This window comes from Haloarcula sp. S1AR25-4, from assembly GCF_031624555.1.
Classification (GTDB): Archaea; Halobacteriota; Halobacteria; order Halobacteriales; family Haloarculaceae; genus Haloarcula; species Haloarcula pellucida.
On record NZ_JAMQOR010000001.1, the window covers coordinates 1,119,747 to 1,137,511 of the forward strand.

14 protein-coding genes are annotated in these 17,765 nt (G+C 63.8%); 8 read left to right on the forward strand and 6 right to left on the reverse strand.

All coding sequences use genetic code 11. From position 1 onward, the window contains the following. The first annotated feature begins 46 nt into the window (after positions 1-46). Both NDI85_RS05915 and NDI85_RS05920 read left to right on the forward strand, forming a co-directional pair. Entirely contained in the window at positions 47-1,141 is a 1,095-nt protein-coding gene (locus NDI85_RS05915) for a TrmB family transcriptional regulator sugar-binding domain-containing protein (protein WP_310915228.1), read from the forward strand. A 277-nt stretch (positions 1,142-1,418) separates the two neighbouring features. Next, positions 1,419-2,483 (forward strand): hypothetical protein, encoded by a 1,065-nt coding sequence (locus NDI85_RS05920; RefSeq protein ID WP_188993762.1) that lies wholly within the window; start codon positions 1,419-1,421, stop codon positions 2,481-2,483. A 33-nt stretch (positions 2,484-2,516) separates the two neighbouring features. Here the strand turns inward: NDI85_RS05920 and NDI85_RS05925 are convergent, their stop codons facing one another. Continuing rightward, positions 2,517-3,503, reverse strand: coding sequence for an NAD-dependent epimerase/dehydratase family protein (locus NDI85_RS05925; RefSeq protein WP_310915229.1), 987 nt, complete (start codon positions 3,501-3,503; stop codon positions 2,517-2,519). Between the two features lie 329 nt (positions 3,504-3,832). Between NDI85_RS05925 and NDI85_RS05930 the strand changes: the two genes are divergently transcribed. The 6 genes from NDI85_RS05930 to glpR all read left to right on the forward strand — a co-directional run bounded on the left by NDI85_RS05930 (position 3,833) and on the right by glpR (position 9,379). Continuing rightward, positions 3,833-5,164, forward strand: a complete 1,332-nt coding sequence (locus tag NDI85_RS05930) for an extracellular solute-binding protein (RefSeq protein WP_310915230.1) — start codon at positions 3,833-3,835, stop codon at positions 5,162-5,164. A gap of 50 nt (positions 5,165-5,214) precedes the next feature. Beyond that, on the forward strand, positions 5,215-6,144 hold the full coding sequence (locus NDI85_RS05935) for a carbohydrate ABC transporter permease (protein WP_188993755.1): 930 nt from the start codon (positions 5,215-5,217) through the stop codon (positions 6,142-6,144). 2 nt (positions 6,145-6,146) lie between these two features. Next, the gene (locus NDI85_RS05940; RefSeq protein ID WP_310915231.1) at positions 6,147-7,067 is read left to right on the forward strand and encodes a carbohydrate ABC transporter permease; all 921 of its coding nucleotides are present in this window, start codon (positions 6,147-6,149) and stop codon (positions 7,065-7,067) included. Positions 7,068-7,073: 6 nt separating this feature from the next. After that, positions 7,074-8,204 carry an ABC transporter ATP-binding protein gene (locus NDI85_RS05945; protein ID WP_310915232.1) on the forward strand — a complete coding sequence of 377 codons (1,131 nt, stop codon included), beginning with the start codon at positions 7,074-7,076 and terminating at the stop codon, positions 8,202-8,204. 2 nt (positions 8,205-8,206) lie between these two features. Then, positions 8,207-8,380, forward strand: a complete 174-nt coding sequence (locus NDI85_RS05950; protein ID WP_166968734.1) for a hypothetical protein — start codon at positions 8,207-8,209, stop codon at positions 8,378-8,380. A 219-nt stretch (positions 8,381-8,599) separates the two neighbouring features. Continuing rightward, positions 8,600-9,379, forward strand: a complete 780-nt coding sequence (gene glpR / locus NDI85_RS05955) for an HTH-type transcriptional regulator GlpR (RefSeq protein WP_310915528.1) — start codon at positions 8,600-8,602, stop codon at positions 9,377-9,379. 189 nt (positions 9,380-9,568) lie between these two features. Here glpR and gltB read toward each other — a convergent pair whose 3' ends face one another. The 5 genes from gltB to proS all read right to left on the reverse strand — a co-directional run bounded on the left by gltB (position 9,569) and on the right by proS (position 17,728). Next, positions 9,569-14,122 carry a glutamate synthase large subunit gene (gene gltB, locus NDI85_RS05960; protein ID WP_310915233.1) on the reverse strand — a complete coding sequence of 1,518 codons (4,554 nt, stop codon included), beginning with the start codon at positions 14,120-14,122 and terminating at the stop codon, positions 9,569-9,571. A gap of 192 nt (positions 14,123-14,314) precedes the next feature. Continuing rightward, positions 14,315-14,731 (reverse strand): CBS domain-containing protein, encoded by a 417-nt coding sequence (locus NDI85_RS05965; protein WP_310915234.1) that lies wholly within the window; start codon positions 14,729-14,731, stop codon positions 14,315-14,317. Positions 14,732-15,001: 270 nt separating this feature from the next. Next, positions 15,002-15,646, reverse strand: a complete 645-nt coding sequence (locus tag NDI85_RS05970; RefSeq protein WP_188993748.1) for a hypothetical protein — start codon at positions 15,644-15,646, stop codon at positions 15,002-15,004. Between the two features lie 56 nt (positions 15,647-15,702). Further along, the gene (locus tag NDI85_RS05975) at positions 15,703-15,948 is read right to left on the reverse strand and encodes a hypothetical protein (protein ID WP_188993747.1); all 246 of its coding nucleotides are present in this window, start codon (positions 15,946-15,948) and stop codon (positions 15,703-15,705) included. Positions 15,949-16,273: 325 nt separating this feature from the next. Beyond that, the gene (proS, locus tag NDI85_RS05980) at positions 16,274-17,728 is read right to left on the reverse strand and encodes a proline--tRNA ligase (protein WP_188993746.1); all 1,455 of its coding nucleotides are present in this window, start codon (positions 17,726-17,728) and stop codon (positions 16,274-16,276) included. Positions 17,729-17,765 lie beyond the last annotated feature (37 nt).

Consider the following 17,765-nt stretch of genomic DNA (forward strand, 5'->3'; position numbering starts at 1 on the left):
CTACCGGTGCAGTGCCCCGCTGGCACCCAGTACGACGGACCACACGATGCCGAACAAACCAGACATAGATGCGGCGACCATACGCGGGAAACTCCAGCAGTACGGCTTCTCGGAGACGGCAGCGGAGACGTATCTCGCCGTCGTAGAGCGCGGGTCGGCGACGGCCAGTACCGTCGCAGAGGCCGCCGGGGTCTCGACCAGTTACGTCTACGACGTCTGTGACGACCTCGCGGCCGACGGCTTCGTCACCGTCGAGGACCACCGGACGCCGACGGAGATACGAGCGGTCGACCCCGCCGACGCGTTCGGGCGTCTCAAGAGCGACCTCGACACGCTGGAGTCGGCCGTCACCGCTCGGTACCAACAACACACCGGCGAGGAGGACACGTTCGAAGTCGTCAAGTCTCGGCCGACGATGGACAAGCGACTGGTGAGCCACATCGACGCGGCCGACTCGGAGGTGGTCCTCCAGTTACCGGCCCAGCGGCTCCCGACCGTCGCGGACGCACTCAAGCGGGCGCGGGACCGAGACGTCCTAGTCCTCCTCTCGCTGAACGGCGACCCGAACCACGGTCCGAGAGGTGCCCTGAAGACGTCCCCGGAGGGGGACGCCGACGGCATCGCCAGCGTCGTCCGGTCCGGCCTCGCCGGCGGGCCGTCGCTGCTCGCGGCCGACCAACGGCGCGGGTTCGTATCGCCGGCGACGCTGTTGAGTTGGGACCACGACGAGACCCGCGCAATCGCGTTCCGGCAACACGACGTCGCCTCCGTGCTGGTCGGGTCCTATCTGGGGAACTACTGGCCCATCGGCGAGGAACTACTCGTGGCCAGACCGCCGTCGCTCCCGGTGACGTACCGGATGTTCCGCCCTCTCGTCTTCGCCGTGACGTTGCAGTTGCGGGCCGGCAACGACGTCGCCGTCGACCTGTACGCCCGACGGGTCGGTACCGACGACTCCTTCGAGACGATCAGCGGCACCGTCGTCGACGTCCGGCAGAACCTCGTCTCGCCGGCCAACAGCGACTTCGGGTTCGAGAACTCGCTGATAGTCGACATCGGGTCCGAACGCATCAGCGTCGGCGGGGTCGACGCCTTCCTCGAAGACTACGAGTGTAAACAGGCGACCGTCAGGCCGACCTAACGCCAGATTACTCCGACACACTGTCCACGGCCACGTCGACCCGCTCCCTGTCCGGTCGTCTGTCACAGATGCGGTAACTGGTGCCAAACTATACTGTCAAGTAGCGATATCTTTCCAGTCGAGGCGGACGTCTGGGTCGCCAGCACCGCCGACGCACTTCAGCAATGATAGCGATACACGTCGAATCGAGCGGTCAGGTACCGACAACGGGTCCGACGAGGCGAGGCGTCCCTGTGACGACGTGGCTGTCCCCGAACGAACACGTGCGGAGCCACCCATGCTAGGGACGCTGTTACAGGTCCCGGTTCTGGGCATCGAGTTCTCGACGCTCGTCATCCTCTTTATCGCCGCGTTCGCCGGGGGCGCCTTCGGTGCGGCACTCGGGGCGCTCCCGGCGTTCTGTTTCACCGGCTTCATGGTCATCGCGGGCGAGGCCGCCGGATTCGCACAGGCCGAGATGGCAGGGAACGTCACCGGACTAGTCGCGTTCGGCCCGGTGTTTGGCCCCCACATCTCCTTTGCCGGCGGAGCGGCCGCCGCGGCCTACGCCGCCAGAGAGAACGAGATGGGTGCCGGCTTCGACTACCACAACGCGAAAGCGATCACCTTCGCGCTCGGCACCGAACCGAGCCACCTCGTCGTCGGTGGCCTGTTCGGCATCGCGGGGATGCTCATCACGCAGTTCTCCGCGGCGCTGGCGCTCCCGTGGGACCCAATCGCTATGGGCGTCACCCTCAGCGCCCTGCTCCACCGCGTCGTGCTGGGCTACTCCATCATCGGCGTCGTCGCCGGTGACGGCCTCTTCGACATGACGCCGTTCGAGCGCGGCGAGAAACGGGCGGCGGGCGCGGTCGGCGGCGACGCGGACAAACCCGGCAAGGAACGGTTCGCCGTCGAACCGTGGCTCCCCCACCAGTACAAGTGGAGTGGCGTCGCCCTCATCGGACTCGTCACCGGCATCCTCGGCGGCTACATCTGGTTACGGACCGGGAGCTACTTCCTCGGGTTCGGCATCAGCGCGGCCTCGCTGACGTTCCTCAACCTCGGCGTCGAGAAGATCCCCGTCACGCACCACATGACCTTGCCGGCGTCGACGGGCGGCGCCGCCGTCGTCGCCAGCGACCCCACCGCCAGCGGCGTACTGGTCGTGGTCGTCGCCGCGGTGTTTGGCATCTACGGCGCGCTGCTGGGCGAGGTGTGGCAACGGATATTCTACGCCCACGGCGACACGCACTGGGACCCGCCCGCGGCGGCTATCACGCTCGCGACGTTCACTATCGCGGTGCTGTCCATCGTCGGCGTCTTCCCCGGGTCGGCGTGGGTGCCGGCCCTCGGGATCTGACTCGTCGGGTCCCGTCTCGGCTTCCGTCGCGCCTCACTCGGTGAGGTCGTCGAGTAGCGCGATCTCCGTCTCTCGGTCCGGGCCGAACTGACGGCCGGTTCGCTCGTTCTCCCGGTGTTCCGCGACCGTTCGCTGGAGCGCGAGTCGCTGCGGGGTCGACGACCAGCCCAGCGCCCTGAGTTTCGCCGTCTCCAGTACGTGTGGCGAACTCCGGTACATGGGGAAATCCTGTGGTTCGAGGCCGTTGCGCGCCAGGTCGCGCGCGGTGGCCCCGACAGTCTCGACGCCCGTCTCACAGGTCTCTGCCAGCAGGTCTATCCACTGCCCCAGCATGGGTGCGTGTTCGTCACCGACGTTGTAGGCCTCGCCGGCCGCACCGTTCTCGGCGACGATACGGAGCGCACTCGCGACGTCCTCGACGTAGGCCATCTGCCAGAGGCTCAGACCGTCGCCCGGGACGGCGATGCGGTCCGCTACGTCCACCCGGTCCACCCAGTAGGCGAACCGTTCGGTGTAATCGTGGGGGCCGTAGACGACGGTCGGCCGGACGCTCATCGCGCGGACACCCGCCTCGGCGGCCGCGAACACCGCCCTGTCGCCCTCGGCTTTCCGCGGCCCGTAGGTCTCGGCGCTGTCGGTCGTGGCCTGCTCCTCGGAACACGGTTCGAGCGCCGTATCGTCCTCGCGTTTCGGGACTCGCTCCTCGCCGTAAGCCGCTCCGCTGGAGACGTAGACGTACGCGTCGGCGTCGGCGAAGACGTCCGTCGCGGCCCGGACGTCTGCCGGGAAGTAGGCCACGCAGTCGACGACCACGTCTGGGTCCACGGCGTCGGAGGCCGCTTCGAGCGTCGCCCTGTCGCGGCGGTTGCCCTCGAAGTGAGTCACGGACTCGTCGTCGGCGAAGGGGTTCTCCCGCGTCCCCCGGTTGAACATCGTCACGTCGTAGTCGGCGTCGCGGAACTCCGCGACGGTGTGGCGACCGATGAAGCGCGTCCCGCCGATGACGAGTACGTCGTCCATACCGGCGTATGGAGCGGCGGCGTCAAAACGAGTTGGGTGACAGTCGGACGTCCCGCTGCCCCGAACCGAGCGCGACCGCCGTCGGCGACCGACGCGACGAGTCGTGCACATTTTGCTCACCCGTTCACGCGATATGCACGATATCGCTCACGCCCCTCAGCAGTCGCCGCCGAGGTGTCTCGTCACACAAATTGCCAATATATGCGTTTCTGACCCGAATTACGGCATCTTGGGGAGTTTTGATACGCGTTACGTAATACCTCGTAGTGATTATGTGTGAATAATAACCCACATAATTTATTAACCATGCCCAAATGGTGTTCATTTGCATGCAGCGACAATCCAAGCGAACTCGACGACGGTTCATCAAAGGAGCAGGCGCTATCGGCACGGTCGCACTCGCGGGGTGTGGCGGGAACGGTAGTTCGGACGGCGAGAGCGGGTCCGACGGGTCTGACGGGTCCGGCGAGACCACGGGGACCGGCACGGAGTCCATGGCCGACAGTATCGTCTTCTACAACGCCGGGAGCCTCAAGTACGACCCCGGGACGGAGGCGAACATCGAGCGATTCGAGGACGAGACGGGCATCTCCGTCGAAGTCAACGAGGTGCCGTGGAACAACCTAAAGACCAGCCTCACCACCATCTGGCGGAACAAGGACGCGACGGTCGACGCCTTCAACGGCCCGACGTGGTGGCTGGCGGACTTCGTCGCCTCCGACTGGCTCGAACCGCTCGAACTGGGCGACAGCCACATGTCGAACTTCCCGAAGAACCTCCAGAACCTCGTCACGCTGGACGGGAAGACGTACATGGCCCCCGAGTTCGGCAAGTGGGGGACGTACCTCTACGACCAGACGCACTTCGAGGAGCAGGGCGTCAGTGAGGCTCCGCAGACGTGGGACGAAGTCGTCTCGAAGGGCCAGCAGTTGAAGACCGAGAACACGTCGCCCTTCGCGTTTACCTGGTCGAACAAGAGCGTGTTCACGTTCAAGCAATTCCTCTACCAGGCGGGTGGCCAGCTGTTCAACGATAGCAACGAGCCCGTCTTCGTCGACGGGGGGATGGACGTCATGGAGTTCTTCACGAAACTCCGCACGCAGGACCTGATTCCCGATGGCATCTCCAGTATGGGCGAGGGTGGCGCTGGCGACACGTTCATCGCCGGCCAGCTAGCCTCCGTGGAGTCGTGGACGCCGCTGGGCGCACGTGCACTCGACGCCGACGGGTGGGGCAAGGACCGTCTCGCCAGTGCGAAACCCCCGAAAGGTCCCGACTCCCGTGCGACGTTCCAGGACACGAACGGTATCAGCGTCTCGGCGTTCTCCGAGAAAAAACGGGCTGCCAAGAAGTTCGCTCAGTTCATGACGACGACGAAGTCGTCGAAGACGAACATGAAGGTGGAGGGCAACCCCGCGGTCATCCCGTCGGTGTACGACTCCGAGGAGATCCAGAGCCAGTACCCGTCGTGGCTGCTCGAGGACATGAAGTTCAACCTCGAACACGCAAAGAGCGAGACGTATCTCGCCCAACCACAGGTCGACGACTACCTCGCCGAACAGATCACGCCCGCGCTTCTGGGCGACAAGGACCCACAGAAGGCTCTCGAGACGGCACAGAGCAACATCGAGCGGCTGTATCAGGACATCGGGTTGCTCTGATCGGAACCCGTCACAGAACCGCCAACTAATCACACAGCGACCCTTACCACATGTCGACAGAAAAACAATCACTGCGACGCAAACTCGACCGGCTGTTCGTCCCCTTGACGGTCGGCCCGACGATGCTCTGGATAGCCGGCATCATCGTCTACCCGACCCTGAAGTTACTCTGGAGCAGCGTCTTCTGGACGAATCCGATAACCAGTCAAAAAGAGTTCGTCGGCCTTCGGAACTTCAAACGACTCATCTTCGCCGAGGGGGGCAGCGGGACGTTCCTCGGCCTCGCACCGGACTTCGTTTCGATTACCTGGCACACGTTCGTCTACGTCGGGCTGAGCGTGAGTATCTCGTTCGCGCTGGGACTGGGCATCGCGCTCCTTCTCGACAAAGACCTCAAGGGACGCGGGTGGTTCAGGACCGCCGTCATCGTCCCGTGGATTCTCCCCTACGTGATGAGCGGGCTGATGTGGCGCTGGATGTTCAATTCGGAGTACGGCGCCATCAACGGGATACTCACCCAATCCGGCCTCCTGTCCAGCAAAATCGCGTTCTTCTCGGACGGGACGCTGTCGATGATGGCGCTCGTCATCGCGGACATCTGGGTGTTCACGCCCTTTATCATCATCATCCTGCTCGCGGGGCTCCAGAACGTCCCAGAGCAGTTGTACGACGCCGCCGAAGTCGACGGCGCCGGGAAGATATCGCGCTTCGTGAACGTCACGTATCCGTTCCTGAAGCCGTCTATCCTCGTTGCCCTGACCATCCGAATCATCTTCGACATCCGCGCGCTCGACCTCGTCTGGGTCATGACCCAGGGCGGCCCGGGGAAGTCGACGGAAGTCTGGGCCTCCTGGCTCTACCGCACCGCACAGGTATTCAACCGCCCCGGAGAGGGTGCAGCACTCGGTGTCGTCCTGCTCGCGGTCACGTTCATGATCGTGGCACTGCTGTACAAAGTCTTCGGTGAGTCACCCTACTAACAATGAGCACGAAACAATCCACTCTCGGCCAACTGATAGCGGCACTGGGACTGGACACCGAAAACGAGTGGTCCCACGTCGTCCGTGAGCGCCTCGTCGCGTACGGACTGTTGGGACTGTACGTTTTCGTCATCTGGTTCCCCATCTACTTCATCTTCATCACGAGCATCAAACCGACGTCGGCGGTGCTGGACATCCCGATATCCTTCGTCCCGACCCAGCCGACGGTCAGCAACTACGTCGAAATCTTCCAGAACAGACCCTTCGAACTGTACACGCTGAACAGCCTCATCGTGGCGAGTACGACCACCGTCATCTGTGTCACGCTCGGGACGGTCACCGGCTACTCGTTCTCCCGGTACGACTTTATGGGCAACAAGACGCTGTTGCTCTCTATCGTCGGGGCGCGGATGATTCCGCCCATCGCGCTCATCGTGCCGTTCTTCAGCATCATGTCGAACCCGCCGCTCGTCGGCGGCCTGACCGGGAGTCTCTACGACACCCGAATCGCGCTGATACTGACGTACACGTTCTTCAACCTCCCCTTTGCCGTCTGGATAATGAAGAACTACTTCGACGGCGTGCCCGAGTCGCTGGACGAACAGGCCCGTATCGACGGCTGTTCGCGCTGGGAAGGGTTCGTCAAGATCATCCTGCCGATGGCGAAACCCGGCATCGCCGCGACGGCGATTCTCGCCTTTATCTTCTCGTGGAACGAGTTCGTCTTCGCGCTCGTTCTCACGTCCTCGGAGCAGGCACAGACACTGCCCATCGCCGTCTCGCTGTTCGTCGCGGACGACTTCGTCGACTGGGCACACCTCGCCGCCGGTGGCATGATAGCGGCCCTGCCGGGCATCCTGTTCGGCCTGTTCTTCCAGCAGTACATCGTGAGTGGACTGACCCAAGGAGCTGTCAAGGAGTAACCAACAATGGCACACGTAGAACTCAACGACCTCGTAAAGGAATTCGACGACGTCACGGCTGTCGACGGTATCTCGCTGGACATCCCCGACGAGAGCTTCACCGTCTTCGTCGGCCCCTCCGGCTGTGGGAAGACGACGACGCTGCGCCTCATCGCCGGCCTCGAACGCGCCACGGACGGCGAGATTCGCATCGGCGACGAAGTGGTCAACGACCGGCGGGCGTACGAACGGGACATCGCGATGGTGTTCCAGAACTACGCGCTGTACCCCCACAAGACCGTCCGCGAGAACATGCGTTTCGGGCTGGAACAGCACGACACGCCCGAGGACGTCATCACGGAACGGGTCGCCGAAGCCGCAGAGCTCCTGCAGATACAGGACTTGCTCGAACGCAAGCCCTCGGAACTCTCCGGCGGCCAACAACAGCGCGTCGCGCTCGGCCGAGCCATCGTCCGTGACCCCGCAGTGTTCCTGATGGACGAACCGCTGTCGAACTTGGACGCGAAGCTCCGCGTGCAGATGCGCGCGGAACTGAACAAACTCCACGAGGAGCTATCGACGACGACGGTGTACGTCACCCACGACCAAGTGGAAGCGATGACGCTGGCCGACCAGATAGCCGTCATGGACGACGGGCAGATACAGCAGGTGGGCGCGCCCACGCACGTCTATTCGAACCCGCGCAACATGTTCGTCGCCGGGTTCCTCGGGTCCCCCAGCATGAACTTCATCGAGGGGACGCTCGAACGCGACTCCGCAGAGAAGCTACAACTCGACATCGGGACGGACACCCACGATATCCCCGACGAGTTCGCCGACGAACTGGAGGCGTATCTGGACGATCAGGTCGTGCTGGGTATCCGCCCCGAGAACATCTCGCTCAATCAGGACGGTATCGCCGCGAACGTCCACCCCGCCACCGTACAGGTCGTCGAACCGCAGGGCGAGAAGACGGTCCTCGAACTCGACCTCGATACCGGCCAGACCATCAAGGCCGCCGTCGACCCGGACACGACGGTCCAGATGGGCGACAGCGTCAACCTCAGATTCGACCGCGACTCGCTCCAGTACTTCGACCCCCAGACCGGGGAGTCCCTGACCTACGAGTCGAAGTCCGAGCAGAAACTGACCGCCTGACGATGCGACCAGACACCACCCGTAGCCTGTCACGCGTTACACTGGCTGCGTTCGGCATCGCCGGGATACTGGCGGCTATCGCCGTGTACGACTACGCGACTGGTGTCCACGGCGGCGCTATCGTCAGCAGCCTTGGGACGATCGTCGCGACGCTGTTTGGGGTCCTCACCGAGTAATATGAGGAACGCATATTTATGAATACGACACAGACTGTAAATATAACGGCGTGCGGCGGACGAGGGTGTCCGTCGTAGACGTATGCAAGACCGAATGTACCGATTCCGTCGGTGGAGCCTCTCGGTGTCGAGAATGTCGATTATAAACAAGGCTATACGCGTCGCTACTATAGCTACGAACCGACAACCGGCGCGTTCGATACGGAATAACTCGTGACTATGTTGCCCGAGGAACGACGAAAAGAGATAGTTCGAAAAGTAAACAGCAGTGACAGGGTCACAGTCGAGGAACTCACGGAGACGTTCGGTGTCTCGGGGGCGACGATTCGACGCGACCTGGCGTCGCTGGCCGAGGACGGTCTCATCGAGCGGTTCCACGGCGGTGCGCTCCCTGCCACGAACGGACGGGAGGACGTCACGGACGCCCGAGTGACGAACAGCGTCGAGAACCCAAACGGGAAACGTGCCATCGCCGAACGGGCGGTCGAAGAGTTGAGCGACGGCGACGCCGTCTTTTTCGACACCGGCCAGACGACGATGGAAGTCGCGAGAGAGCTTCCGGAGTCGGTGTCGCTCCTCGTCGCGACGAACTCCCCGGAGAACGCGTTCGAACTCCGGAAAGCCTGCGGTGAGGTGAAAGTCGTCGGTGACTCGCTCCGACCGACATCGGATGCCCTCGTCGGTCCGAGCGGCGAGTCGTATCTGCGCAAGACGAACTTCGACATCGTCTTTCTCGAAACCGACGCCATCCAACAGGACGGGAGCCTCTCGGTGTCGAACGAGGACGAGGCCCGCATCAAGTCCTTGCTGGTCGACGGCGGCCATCGCGTCATCCTCGTCGCTGACGGGAGCAAACTGGGCCAGCAGAGTTTCCGCGAGTTCGCTACCGTCGACGACATCGACGTGTTCATCACCGACGTCGCGTTGGGCGAGGATATGCGGGCCGTCTTCGACCGGGCCGGCGTCGACGTCGTCGACAATCTGGTCGTCGTGAGCTAACAGCCGGGTTTCGAAGCGGCCGTTAGCCGACCTGCGTTCTCGGCCCGGATAGACGAGCGTGGCGCGTCGTCCGCAGCGTGACGGTACGTAGCCGTCCTCGCAGCGGCCGGGAGAAGCGTTCTCGTCTGCTGTTTGTCCCGCGGAGAGCGAGCGAGACGTCTCGAAAACCGAACGGAGCGACGCCGGTCCTCAGTCGTCAGAGGAGGCCGCGAAGTCGGCCTCGCCGGCCTCGGCCGCGGGCGTCGCGGCGGCCGGCGGTTCGTTGCGCACGTCGTCGCGTTCGCGGTCGGAGATGACCTCCGCGTAGGCGTCGGGCATCACCATGGTGAAGTTGTCGAGTTCGGCGTCCCAGTCCGCTAGCAGTTCGTTCGCGCGGTCCGAGTCGGTGTAGGCCGCGTGGTTCTCGACGAGGCGAGTGATCATCTGGCGGTCTTTCGCCTCCAGCGTCTCGCGGATGGAGACCATGCCGGTGTTGGCCTGTTCGGCGAAGGACCCATCGGGGTCGTAGACGTAGGCGACGCCGCCGGACATCCCGGCCGCGAAGTTCTTGCCCGTCTCCCCGAGGACGACGATGGCGCCACCGGTCATGTACTCACAGCCGTGGTCGCCGACGCCCTCGACGACGCCCTTGATGCCGGAGTTGCGGACGCCGAAGCGCTCGCCGGCCATGCCGTTGATGTACACCTCGCCCTGGGTCGCGCCGTAGAGGGCGACGTTGCCGATGACGATGTTGTCGCTGGCCTCGTAGGGCGCTGCCTCGGGCGTGTTGACGATGAGTTTCCCGCCGGAGAGGCCCTTGCCGACGTAGTCGTTGGCCGTGCCGGTCAGTTCCATCGTCACGCCCTGTGCGAGGAACGCGCCGAAGGACTGGCCCGCCGTGCCGTCGAAGTCGACCCGGATAGTGTCGTCGGGCAGGCCGTCGCCGCCGTGTGCCCGGCAGATGCGGTTCGACAGCGTCGCACCGACCGCGCGGTTGACGTTGTCGATGCTCGTATCGATGGCGACCGGTTCGCCGTTCTCGATGGCGGGTTCGGCCGCCTCCAGCAGGTCCCAGTCGAGTTGCTCGTCGACCTCGTGGTCCTGTTCGCGCTGTTTGTACCGGCCGTCGTTGTCGGCCGGTTCGGCGATGACCGAGGAGAGGTCGAGTTTCTTCGCCTTCGGTTGCGTGACGTCGTCGCGCTGGTCGAGGACGCCCGCGCGGCCGATCATCTCGTCGATCGTCTCGAAGCCGAGTTCGGCCATTATCTCGCGCAGTTCCTGGGCGACGAACGTCATGTAGTTGATGACGTGCTGTGGTTCGCCGGGGAACCGGCTCCGCAGGTTCTCGTTCTGCGTGGCGATGCCGACCGGACAGGTGTTCTCGTGGCACTGCCGGGCCATCACACAGCCAGAGGTGACCATCGAGGCGGTCCCGAAGGTGTACCCCTCGGCACCCAGCAGGGCGGCGACGGCCACGTCGCGGCCCGTCTTCATGCCGCCGTCGGTGGTGATCTTGATGCGCGAGCGAAGCCCCGTCGCGCGGAGCATCTGGTTGGCCTCGGCGACGCCGAGTTCCCACGGCAGACCCGCGTTCTTGATGGACGTCTTCGGCGACGCCCCGGTACCGCCGTCGTGTCCCGAGATGTGGACCACGTCGGCGTTGGCCTTCGCGACGCCGGCCGCGATGGTGCCGATGCCGTCCTCGGCGACCAGCTTGACGTTGATGTCGGCCTCGGGGTTCGAAGCCTTCAGGTCGTGGATGAGTTGCTTCAGGTCCTCGATGGAGTAGATGTCGTGCAGCGGCGGCGGCGAGATGAGGCCGACGCCCGGCGTCGCGTAGCGGACGTGGGCGATCATCTCGTTGACCTTCTTGCCGGGGAGGTGACCCCCTTCACCGGGCTTGGAGCCCTGTGCCATCTTGATCTGGAGTTCGTCGGCCGCGGCGAGGTACTCCGAGGTGACGCCGAAGCGACCGGAGGCGACCTGCTTGGTCGTACACTCCTTCTCGGTGTGGAACCGCTCGGGCGGTTCGCCGCCCTCGCCGGTGTTGGCGTTGGCGCCGAGGCGGTTCATCGCGATGGCGTTGTTCTCGTGCATCTCCGGCGAGAGCGACCCGAGCGACATCGCCGCCGTCTCGAAGCGCGTGACGATGTCCTCGACGGGTTCGACGTCCTCGATGGGGATGGACTCGCGGTCCGAATCGAGTTCGAGGAGGCCCCGGAGCGTCTGGAGTTGCTCGTTCTGGTCGTTGACGAGTTCGGCGAACTCCTTGTAGGTATCGTAGTCGCCCATACGGACGGCCTGCTGAATCTTGCCGACCGTGTTGGGGTTCCACTGGTGGTGGATGCCGTTCGAGCGGAACTCGTACTCGCCCTGCCGGGGCATCTCGGGTTCCTCCTCACTCCAGGCAACCTCGTGGCGCTGGAGCAGGTCCTCCTCTATCTCCTCGATGCCGATACCCTCCGTGCGACAGGTGGTCCCCTCGAAGTACTCGGCGATGAAATCGGAGGAGAGGCCGACGGCTTCGAAGATCTGGGCGCCCTGATAGGACTCCACCGTGGAGATACCCATCTTCGCCATCGTCTTCAGCAGGCCGTCCTCGACGGCCGTGATGTAGGCGTCGATGGCGTCCGAGAGGTCGGCGCCGTCCGGGCCGGCGACGAGGTCCTCGATGGTCTCGTAGGCGAGGTAGGGGTTGACCGCGCCCGCGCCGTAGCCGATGAGCGTCGCGAAGTGGTGGACGGCGCGCGGGTCGCCCGATTCGAGGACGAGGCCGACGTGGTTGCGCAGGCCGTTGCGGACGAGGTGGTGGTGGATACCACCGACCGCCAGCAGCGACGGAATCGGGACGCGGTCCTCGCCGGCCGCTTTGTCCGAGAGGACGATGATGTCGTGGTCCTCGGCCGCGGCGTCGGCCTCGGCGCGTGCGTCTTCGACGGCCTCGCGGAGGTCCGTGCCCTTCTCGTAGGTGATGTCGACGACCTTCGTCGACATGCCGTTCTCGTCGATGTCCTTGATGGCCTTCGTCTCGGCGTCGGTGAGAATCGGCGAATCGAGGACGAGTTGCCGGGCGTGCGCCTGCGTCTCGTCGAGCAGGTTGCGCTGGAAGCCCAGTCGGGACTCGAGCGAGGTGACCAGTTCCTCGCGGATGTAGTCGAGCGGCGGGTTCGTGACCTGTGCGAAGAGCTGTTTGAAGTAGGTAAAGAGCGGGCGGTTGAACTGCGAGAGGACCGACAGCGGCGTGTCGTCGCCCATCGAGCCGACGGGGTCTTTCCCCTTCTCGGCCATCGGTTCGATGAGGTGGTCGACCTCGTCGTAGGTGTAGCCGTACATCGCCTGATGGCTCCGCAAACCGTCGACTTCGTGGCGCGGCGTGTTGTCAGCGCGGTCGGCGACGTCGTCGATGTCGACCTGCTCTTGTGCGACCCACTCGCCGTACTTCTCGTCGGCGATGTCGTCGAAGACTTCCTCGTCGGGGATGACGCGGCCTTCCTCGGGGTCGGCGAGGAAACACTGTCCGGGCTGGAGCCGGCCGCGTTCTTCGATTTCGCTGGCGTCGTGGTCGAGCGCGCCGGCCTCGGAGGACATGACGAGCGTGTTGTCCGAGAGGATGTCGTAGCGACACGGGCGCAGGCCGTTGCGGTCGAGGACCGCACCGATGCGGTCGCCATCCGTCGCCGCGACGAGTGCGGGTCCGTCCCACGGTTCGACGAGGGAGGCGTGGTAGTCATAGAAGTCACGCCGGTCGCCGGAGACGTTGTTCATCTCGCCGCGCCACGCCTCGGGGATGAGCATCCGGAGCGCGTGCGGGAGGTCACGGCCGCCCTGCAAGAGCAGTTCGAGCGCGTTGTCGACGCTCGCGGTGTCGGACTGGTTCGGGTCGTCGATGATTGGTTTGATAGTCTCGACGTCGTCGCCGAAGCGCTCGCTCTGGATGTCCGTCTCGCGAGCGCGCATCCAGTTGATGTTGCCCTGAATCGTGTTGAACTCGCCGTTGTGGATGATGCGGCGGTACGGGTGGGCGAGGTGCCACGCGCCGAGCGTGTTCGTCGAGAAGCGGGCGTGGACCATCGCGAACGTCGACTCGAAGCGCTCATCGGAGAGGTCCGGGTAGTACTCCGGTAGCTGTTCGGCCTTCAGCAGGCCCTTGTAGACGACGACGTCGGTAGCCAGCGAGACGACGTAGAAGCGTTCGTGGCCCGGCGGCTGTTCGGATTCGACGGTGTTCTCCAGCACGCGGCGGGCGACGTAGAGCTGGTTGTCGAGTTCCTCGCCGGTCTTCCCGTCCGTCGAGGTGACGACGAACTGGACGACGGCCGGTTCGGATTCGAGCGCCGTCGCGCCGATGTCACCGTTGTCGGTGGGGACGGTCCGCCACTCGAGGACGTCCAGCCCTGCACCGGCGAGTTCCGTCTCGACGAGGTCTTTCAGACCCCCGGTGGCCTCGTCGTCGTCCTTCGGCAAAAAGAGCGTCCCGACGGCGTACTCGCCCGGTGCAGGCAGGTCCGCGTCCAGTTCCTCGGCGAAGAACTCGTGTGGAATCTGGAGCATGATGCCCGCGCCGTCGCCGGTGTTTTGCTCGGCACCGGTGGTCCCTCGGTGTTCGAGGTTTTCGAGCAAGTCGAGCCCGTCCGATACCGTCCCGTGGTCGCTGCCGCCGTCGAGGTCCATGACGACCCCGACGCCGCAGTTCGACCGTGCGTCTGTCGGGTCCGCGAGCCCGGCCCCGCTCGCAGACTGATCGCTGTCGTGTCGCTCAACCATGTGTGCGCGCATCTATCGGGGACTCCCATAAGAGGATGTTCCTGAAGGTATTAGTGTTCTTTAGCCCCACATTAGGACATATATATTTGTAACGATAGTTGGCGCTGTATTGCGATTGACAAAGACGCCCACCGTCGTCGATTCCGAATCGTCGCCGAAGAGCCGGCAATTATTGCGCCGTCTGCCGGCCGATTAGCTCGGCGCGCGTGCCGGCGTCGGGTCCTCGATACCCGAGAGGTACGCAGTCAAATCCGTCGTCGTCAGCATCCCGACGACGCCTTCGGTGTCGTCGACGACGGGGACGTGGTGGATGCCGTGTTCGATCAGGAGGTCAGCGACGCTCTCGATGGACTCGTTGGCCGTCGTCGTCACCACGTCGGTAGTCATGTAGTCAGCGACAGAGAGCGTTCCCGTCGACTCGTCGGCCGCGGCGATAGCCACGAAGTCCGTCGAGGTGAGGATACCCGCGAGTTGGTCGTCGTCGTCCACGACGACCACGGAACTGATTCCCGCTTCGAGCATCAGTTCGGCAGCCGTCTCGGCGGGCGTCTCGGCAGAGACGGTCGTTACAGGTGAGGACATCAACCGTCCAACAAAGATGTCGTCCATGCCCATGTTTCACACACACGCAGGGATAAGGGTGTTGTTACCGACAGAGTAAGCCGCGTATACAGCGACACCGCCGCATCGGCCCCGATAGTCGTCGCCGAACCTGTTACCTTTCGGGAGAGTCCAGTCGCTGTCTGCCGTTTGTATGACCCGAGTCTGACGCCGATTTATATATGCCCGTGTAACAGTCCTCTGTGGGGGCACGGAGAAAGTCACACGCTCCCTGAGCCCCATCCTTTCCTGAACGGCCGCGTCGATACTACTGCTGGGTCACTTGTCGTACTCGTCCTTGTGCTGTCCCCGGATATTCACAAGTGCGAGGACGGACTCGCTAATCATCGCGAGCACTGCCGGGACGAACACCGCGATCAGTGCGTGGTGGAGTTCGACGCCGGTGATGAGCGAGGGGTTGATAGCCGCCGACTGGTTCGGACTGACGATGGCGACGGCAAACAGGAAGACCCCCGCGTGGAACGTCGATACCGTGAACGCGTATCCGAAACTCTGGACCCGTTTGCGACCGCCCTCTTGGAGGCGTCCGAACGTTGCCAGACTGGCGAACCGAATGACGAGGTTCAACACGACCGCAGTGAGATATATCGAGAGGATGGTTTCGGCGGTGACTTCCACGTCTTGAACGAGGTAGCCGACGGTCACTGCGACCGAGAGAAACAGCGACGCGATGATCGTGTACTTCGTGACGTGCCAGACTTTGATCCAGAAGGACTCCCCGCATTTCTCTATCTGGATGTCCTCGTCCTTCGTAATCCGATAATACACCCTGTGAAACCACCCGCCGGGATCTGCGAGTTCGTGGTACTGCGTACACTTGAAGTAGATGTGATGTGCCCAGCGAATGGCGAGCAGTGAGACGATCGGGAGCAAGAGTAGAAACTCGACGAACTGCCTGTTCATGTCGCCCGTAGCGCTGACCGCGAGACATCCACCATGTTGACCCCCACCCAGCGAAGTCAGTTGTTGAGGACGTGTTTCTTGTACTCTTCGTCGACCGTCGCCTCGATATTCCCGCCGAGTAACATACTCATCCCACCGAGTCCGCCGACGGCCGGACCGAGAATGATACCGCCCGCACCGCCGAAGTAGGTCAGCACGAAGGCCATCAGCGTCAGGAATCCGCCGATCTGTAGGCCGAGTGCGATTTTCGCAGTGAGGAGATTGTTAGCGACGATAGAGTAGAGCGTCGGAATCAGCGCCATGGGTAGCTGTGTCGAGTGTCGTATCCCTTTGATAAGAAAGTTGTGTAATCGGCACACGCGTTGCCGGAGCGCGCGGCCTCGACCTCCCTGACGGGCACTCTCTCCGCATCCCGAGGGGTCCATCGGAAGACATATCGGCCGGGTTACACCGAGCCATCGGCCGTCGAAGGCCGGACCCGCTCGAAAGACCGTACGGCCAACAGCGCGTTGAGACGTACGCCGTCCGACCGTTTTCGTCGCTGGGTGCCTCGTTGCACTCGCCACCACTCCTCGAAAAACGTCGATGAAAAACGCTGCCCCTCGCTCCGGTCGGGTCAGTACAGACTCAGTAGCTCTTCGCGAAGTACGCCGTCTCCTCGGCGTCCTCACCGCAGATGGCACACTCGTCGTGGACCGGTTCCTCGTCGCGGTCCAGCGGGACCATCACGATTTCGGCGGCGATGGCCTCCTTGATAGGGTCCTCACAGTCCTCGTCACCACACCAGCCACACTTGACGTAGCCGCCGTGCTGGCCGATGGTGCCGAGAATCTTCTCGCGGGACTCGGCCTTACGAATCTCGCCCTCCAGCGTCTCCTCGGCGCTGGCGTACAGTTTGGCGTGGACGGTGTCGAGGTGGTCCGCGACGGTATCGTCGATGTCTTCGCGGTCGACCGTCTCGCTCTCGCCGTCGGGGCGATGGACCAGCGTCGCCTCCTCGTCGTCGACCTCGTGGGGGCCGACTTCGATTCGGAGCGGGACGCCGTTGAGTTCGTGTTCGTTGTACTTGAAGCCGGGATTGCGGTGGTCCCGGTCGTCGAGTTCGACCCGGATGCCCGCCGCCTCCAGTTCGGCGGCGAGGTCCGCGGAGTACTCCAGCACGTCGTCTTTGGTGTCTTCCTGCCAGATTGGGACGACGACGACCTGCGTGGGGGCGAGCGCGGGCGGGAGCACCAGTCCTTGGTCGTCCGAGTGAGTCATGATGAGCGCGCCCATCGCGCGCCACGAGAGGCCCCACGAGGTGGTGTGAGCCACCTTCTCCTCCTCGCTCTCGTCGGCGTAGGTGATGTCGAACGCTTCGGCGAAGGAGGTGCCCAGATAGTGGGAGGTCGCGGCCTGCACGGACTTTCCATCGGGCATCAGCGCCTCGACAGTCGTCGTGGTGTGGGCGCCGGGGAACTTGTCGTGTTCGGGCTTGCGGCCCTTCAGTGGCGGCATCGCCATGACCTCCTCGTAGAGTCGCTCGTACTGGTCCAGCCGGGTCATCGTCTCGTCCCACGCGCCCTCCTCGTCGGCGTGGGCCGTGTGGCCCTCCTGCCAGAGGAACTCCTTGGTGCGGAAGAACGGCTTGGTCTCGGTGGCCTCCCACCGGACGACCGAACACCACTGGTTCAGGCGCATCGGGAGGTCGCGGTGCGAGCGGGTCCACTGAGCCATGAACGGCGCGATGATGGACTCGCTCGTTGGCCGGACTGCCAGCCGTTCCTCCAGTTCCTCGTGGCCGCCGTGGGTGACCCACGCGACCTCCGGGTCGAACCCTTCGACGACGTCTTTCTCCCGTTCGAGATAGCTCTCGGGGATGAAAAGCGGGAAGTACGCGTTCTGGACGCCGGTGTCTTTGAACCAACCGTCGAGGTGACTCTGGATGCGTTCCCAGACGGCATAGCCACGCGGGCGCGTGACGATGAACCCGCCCATCGGGGCGTAGTCCGCGAGGCCGGCCTTCTGGACGACCTCGGCGTACCACTCGCCGGGTGAATGCTCTTTGCTCTCCGTGATGCCGAGTTCCTGCTCGCCGCTCATTACCGGAATCGTGGCCCACGCCGCTAATAAACTCCCC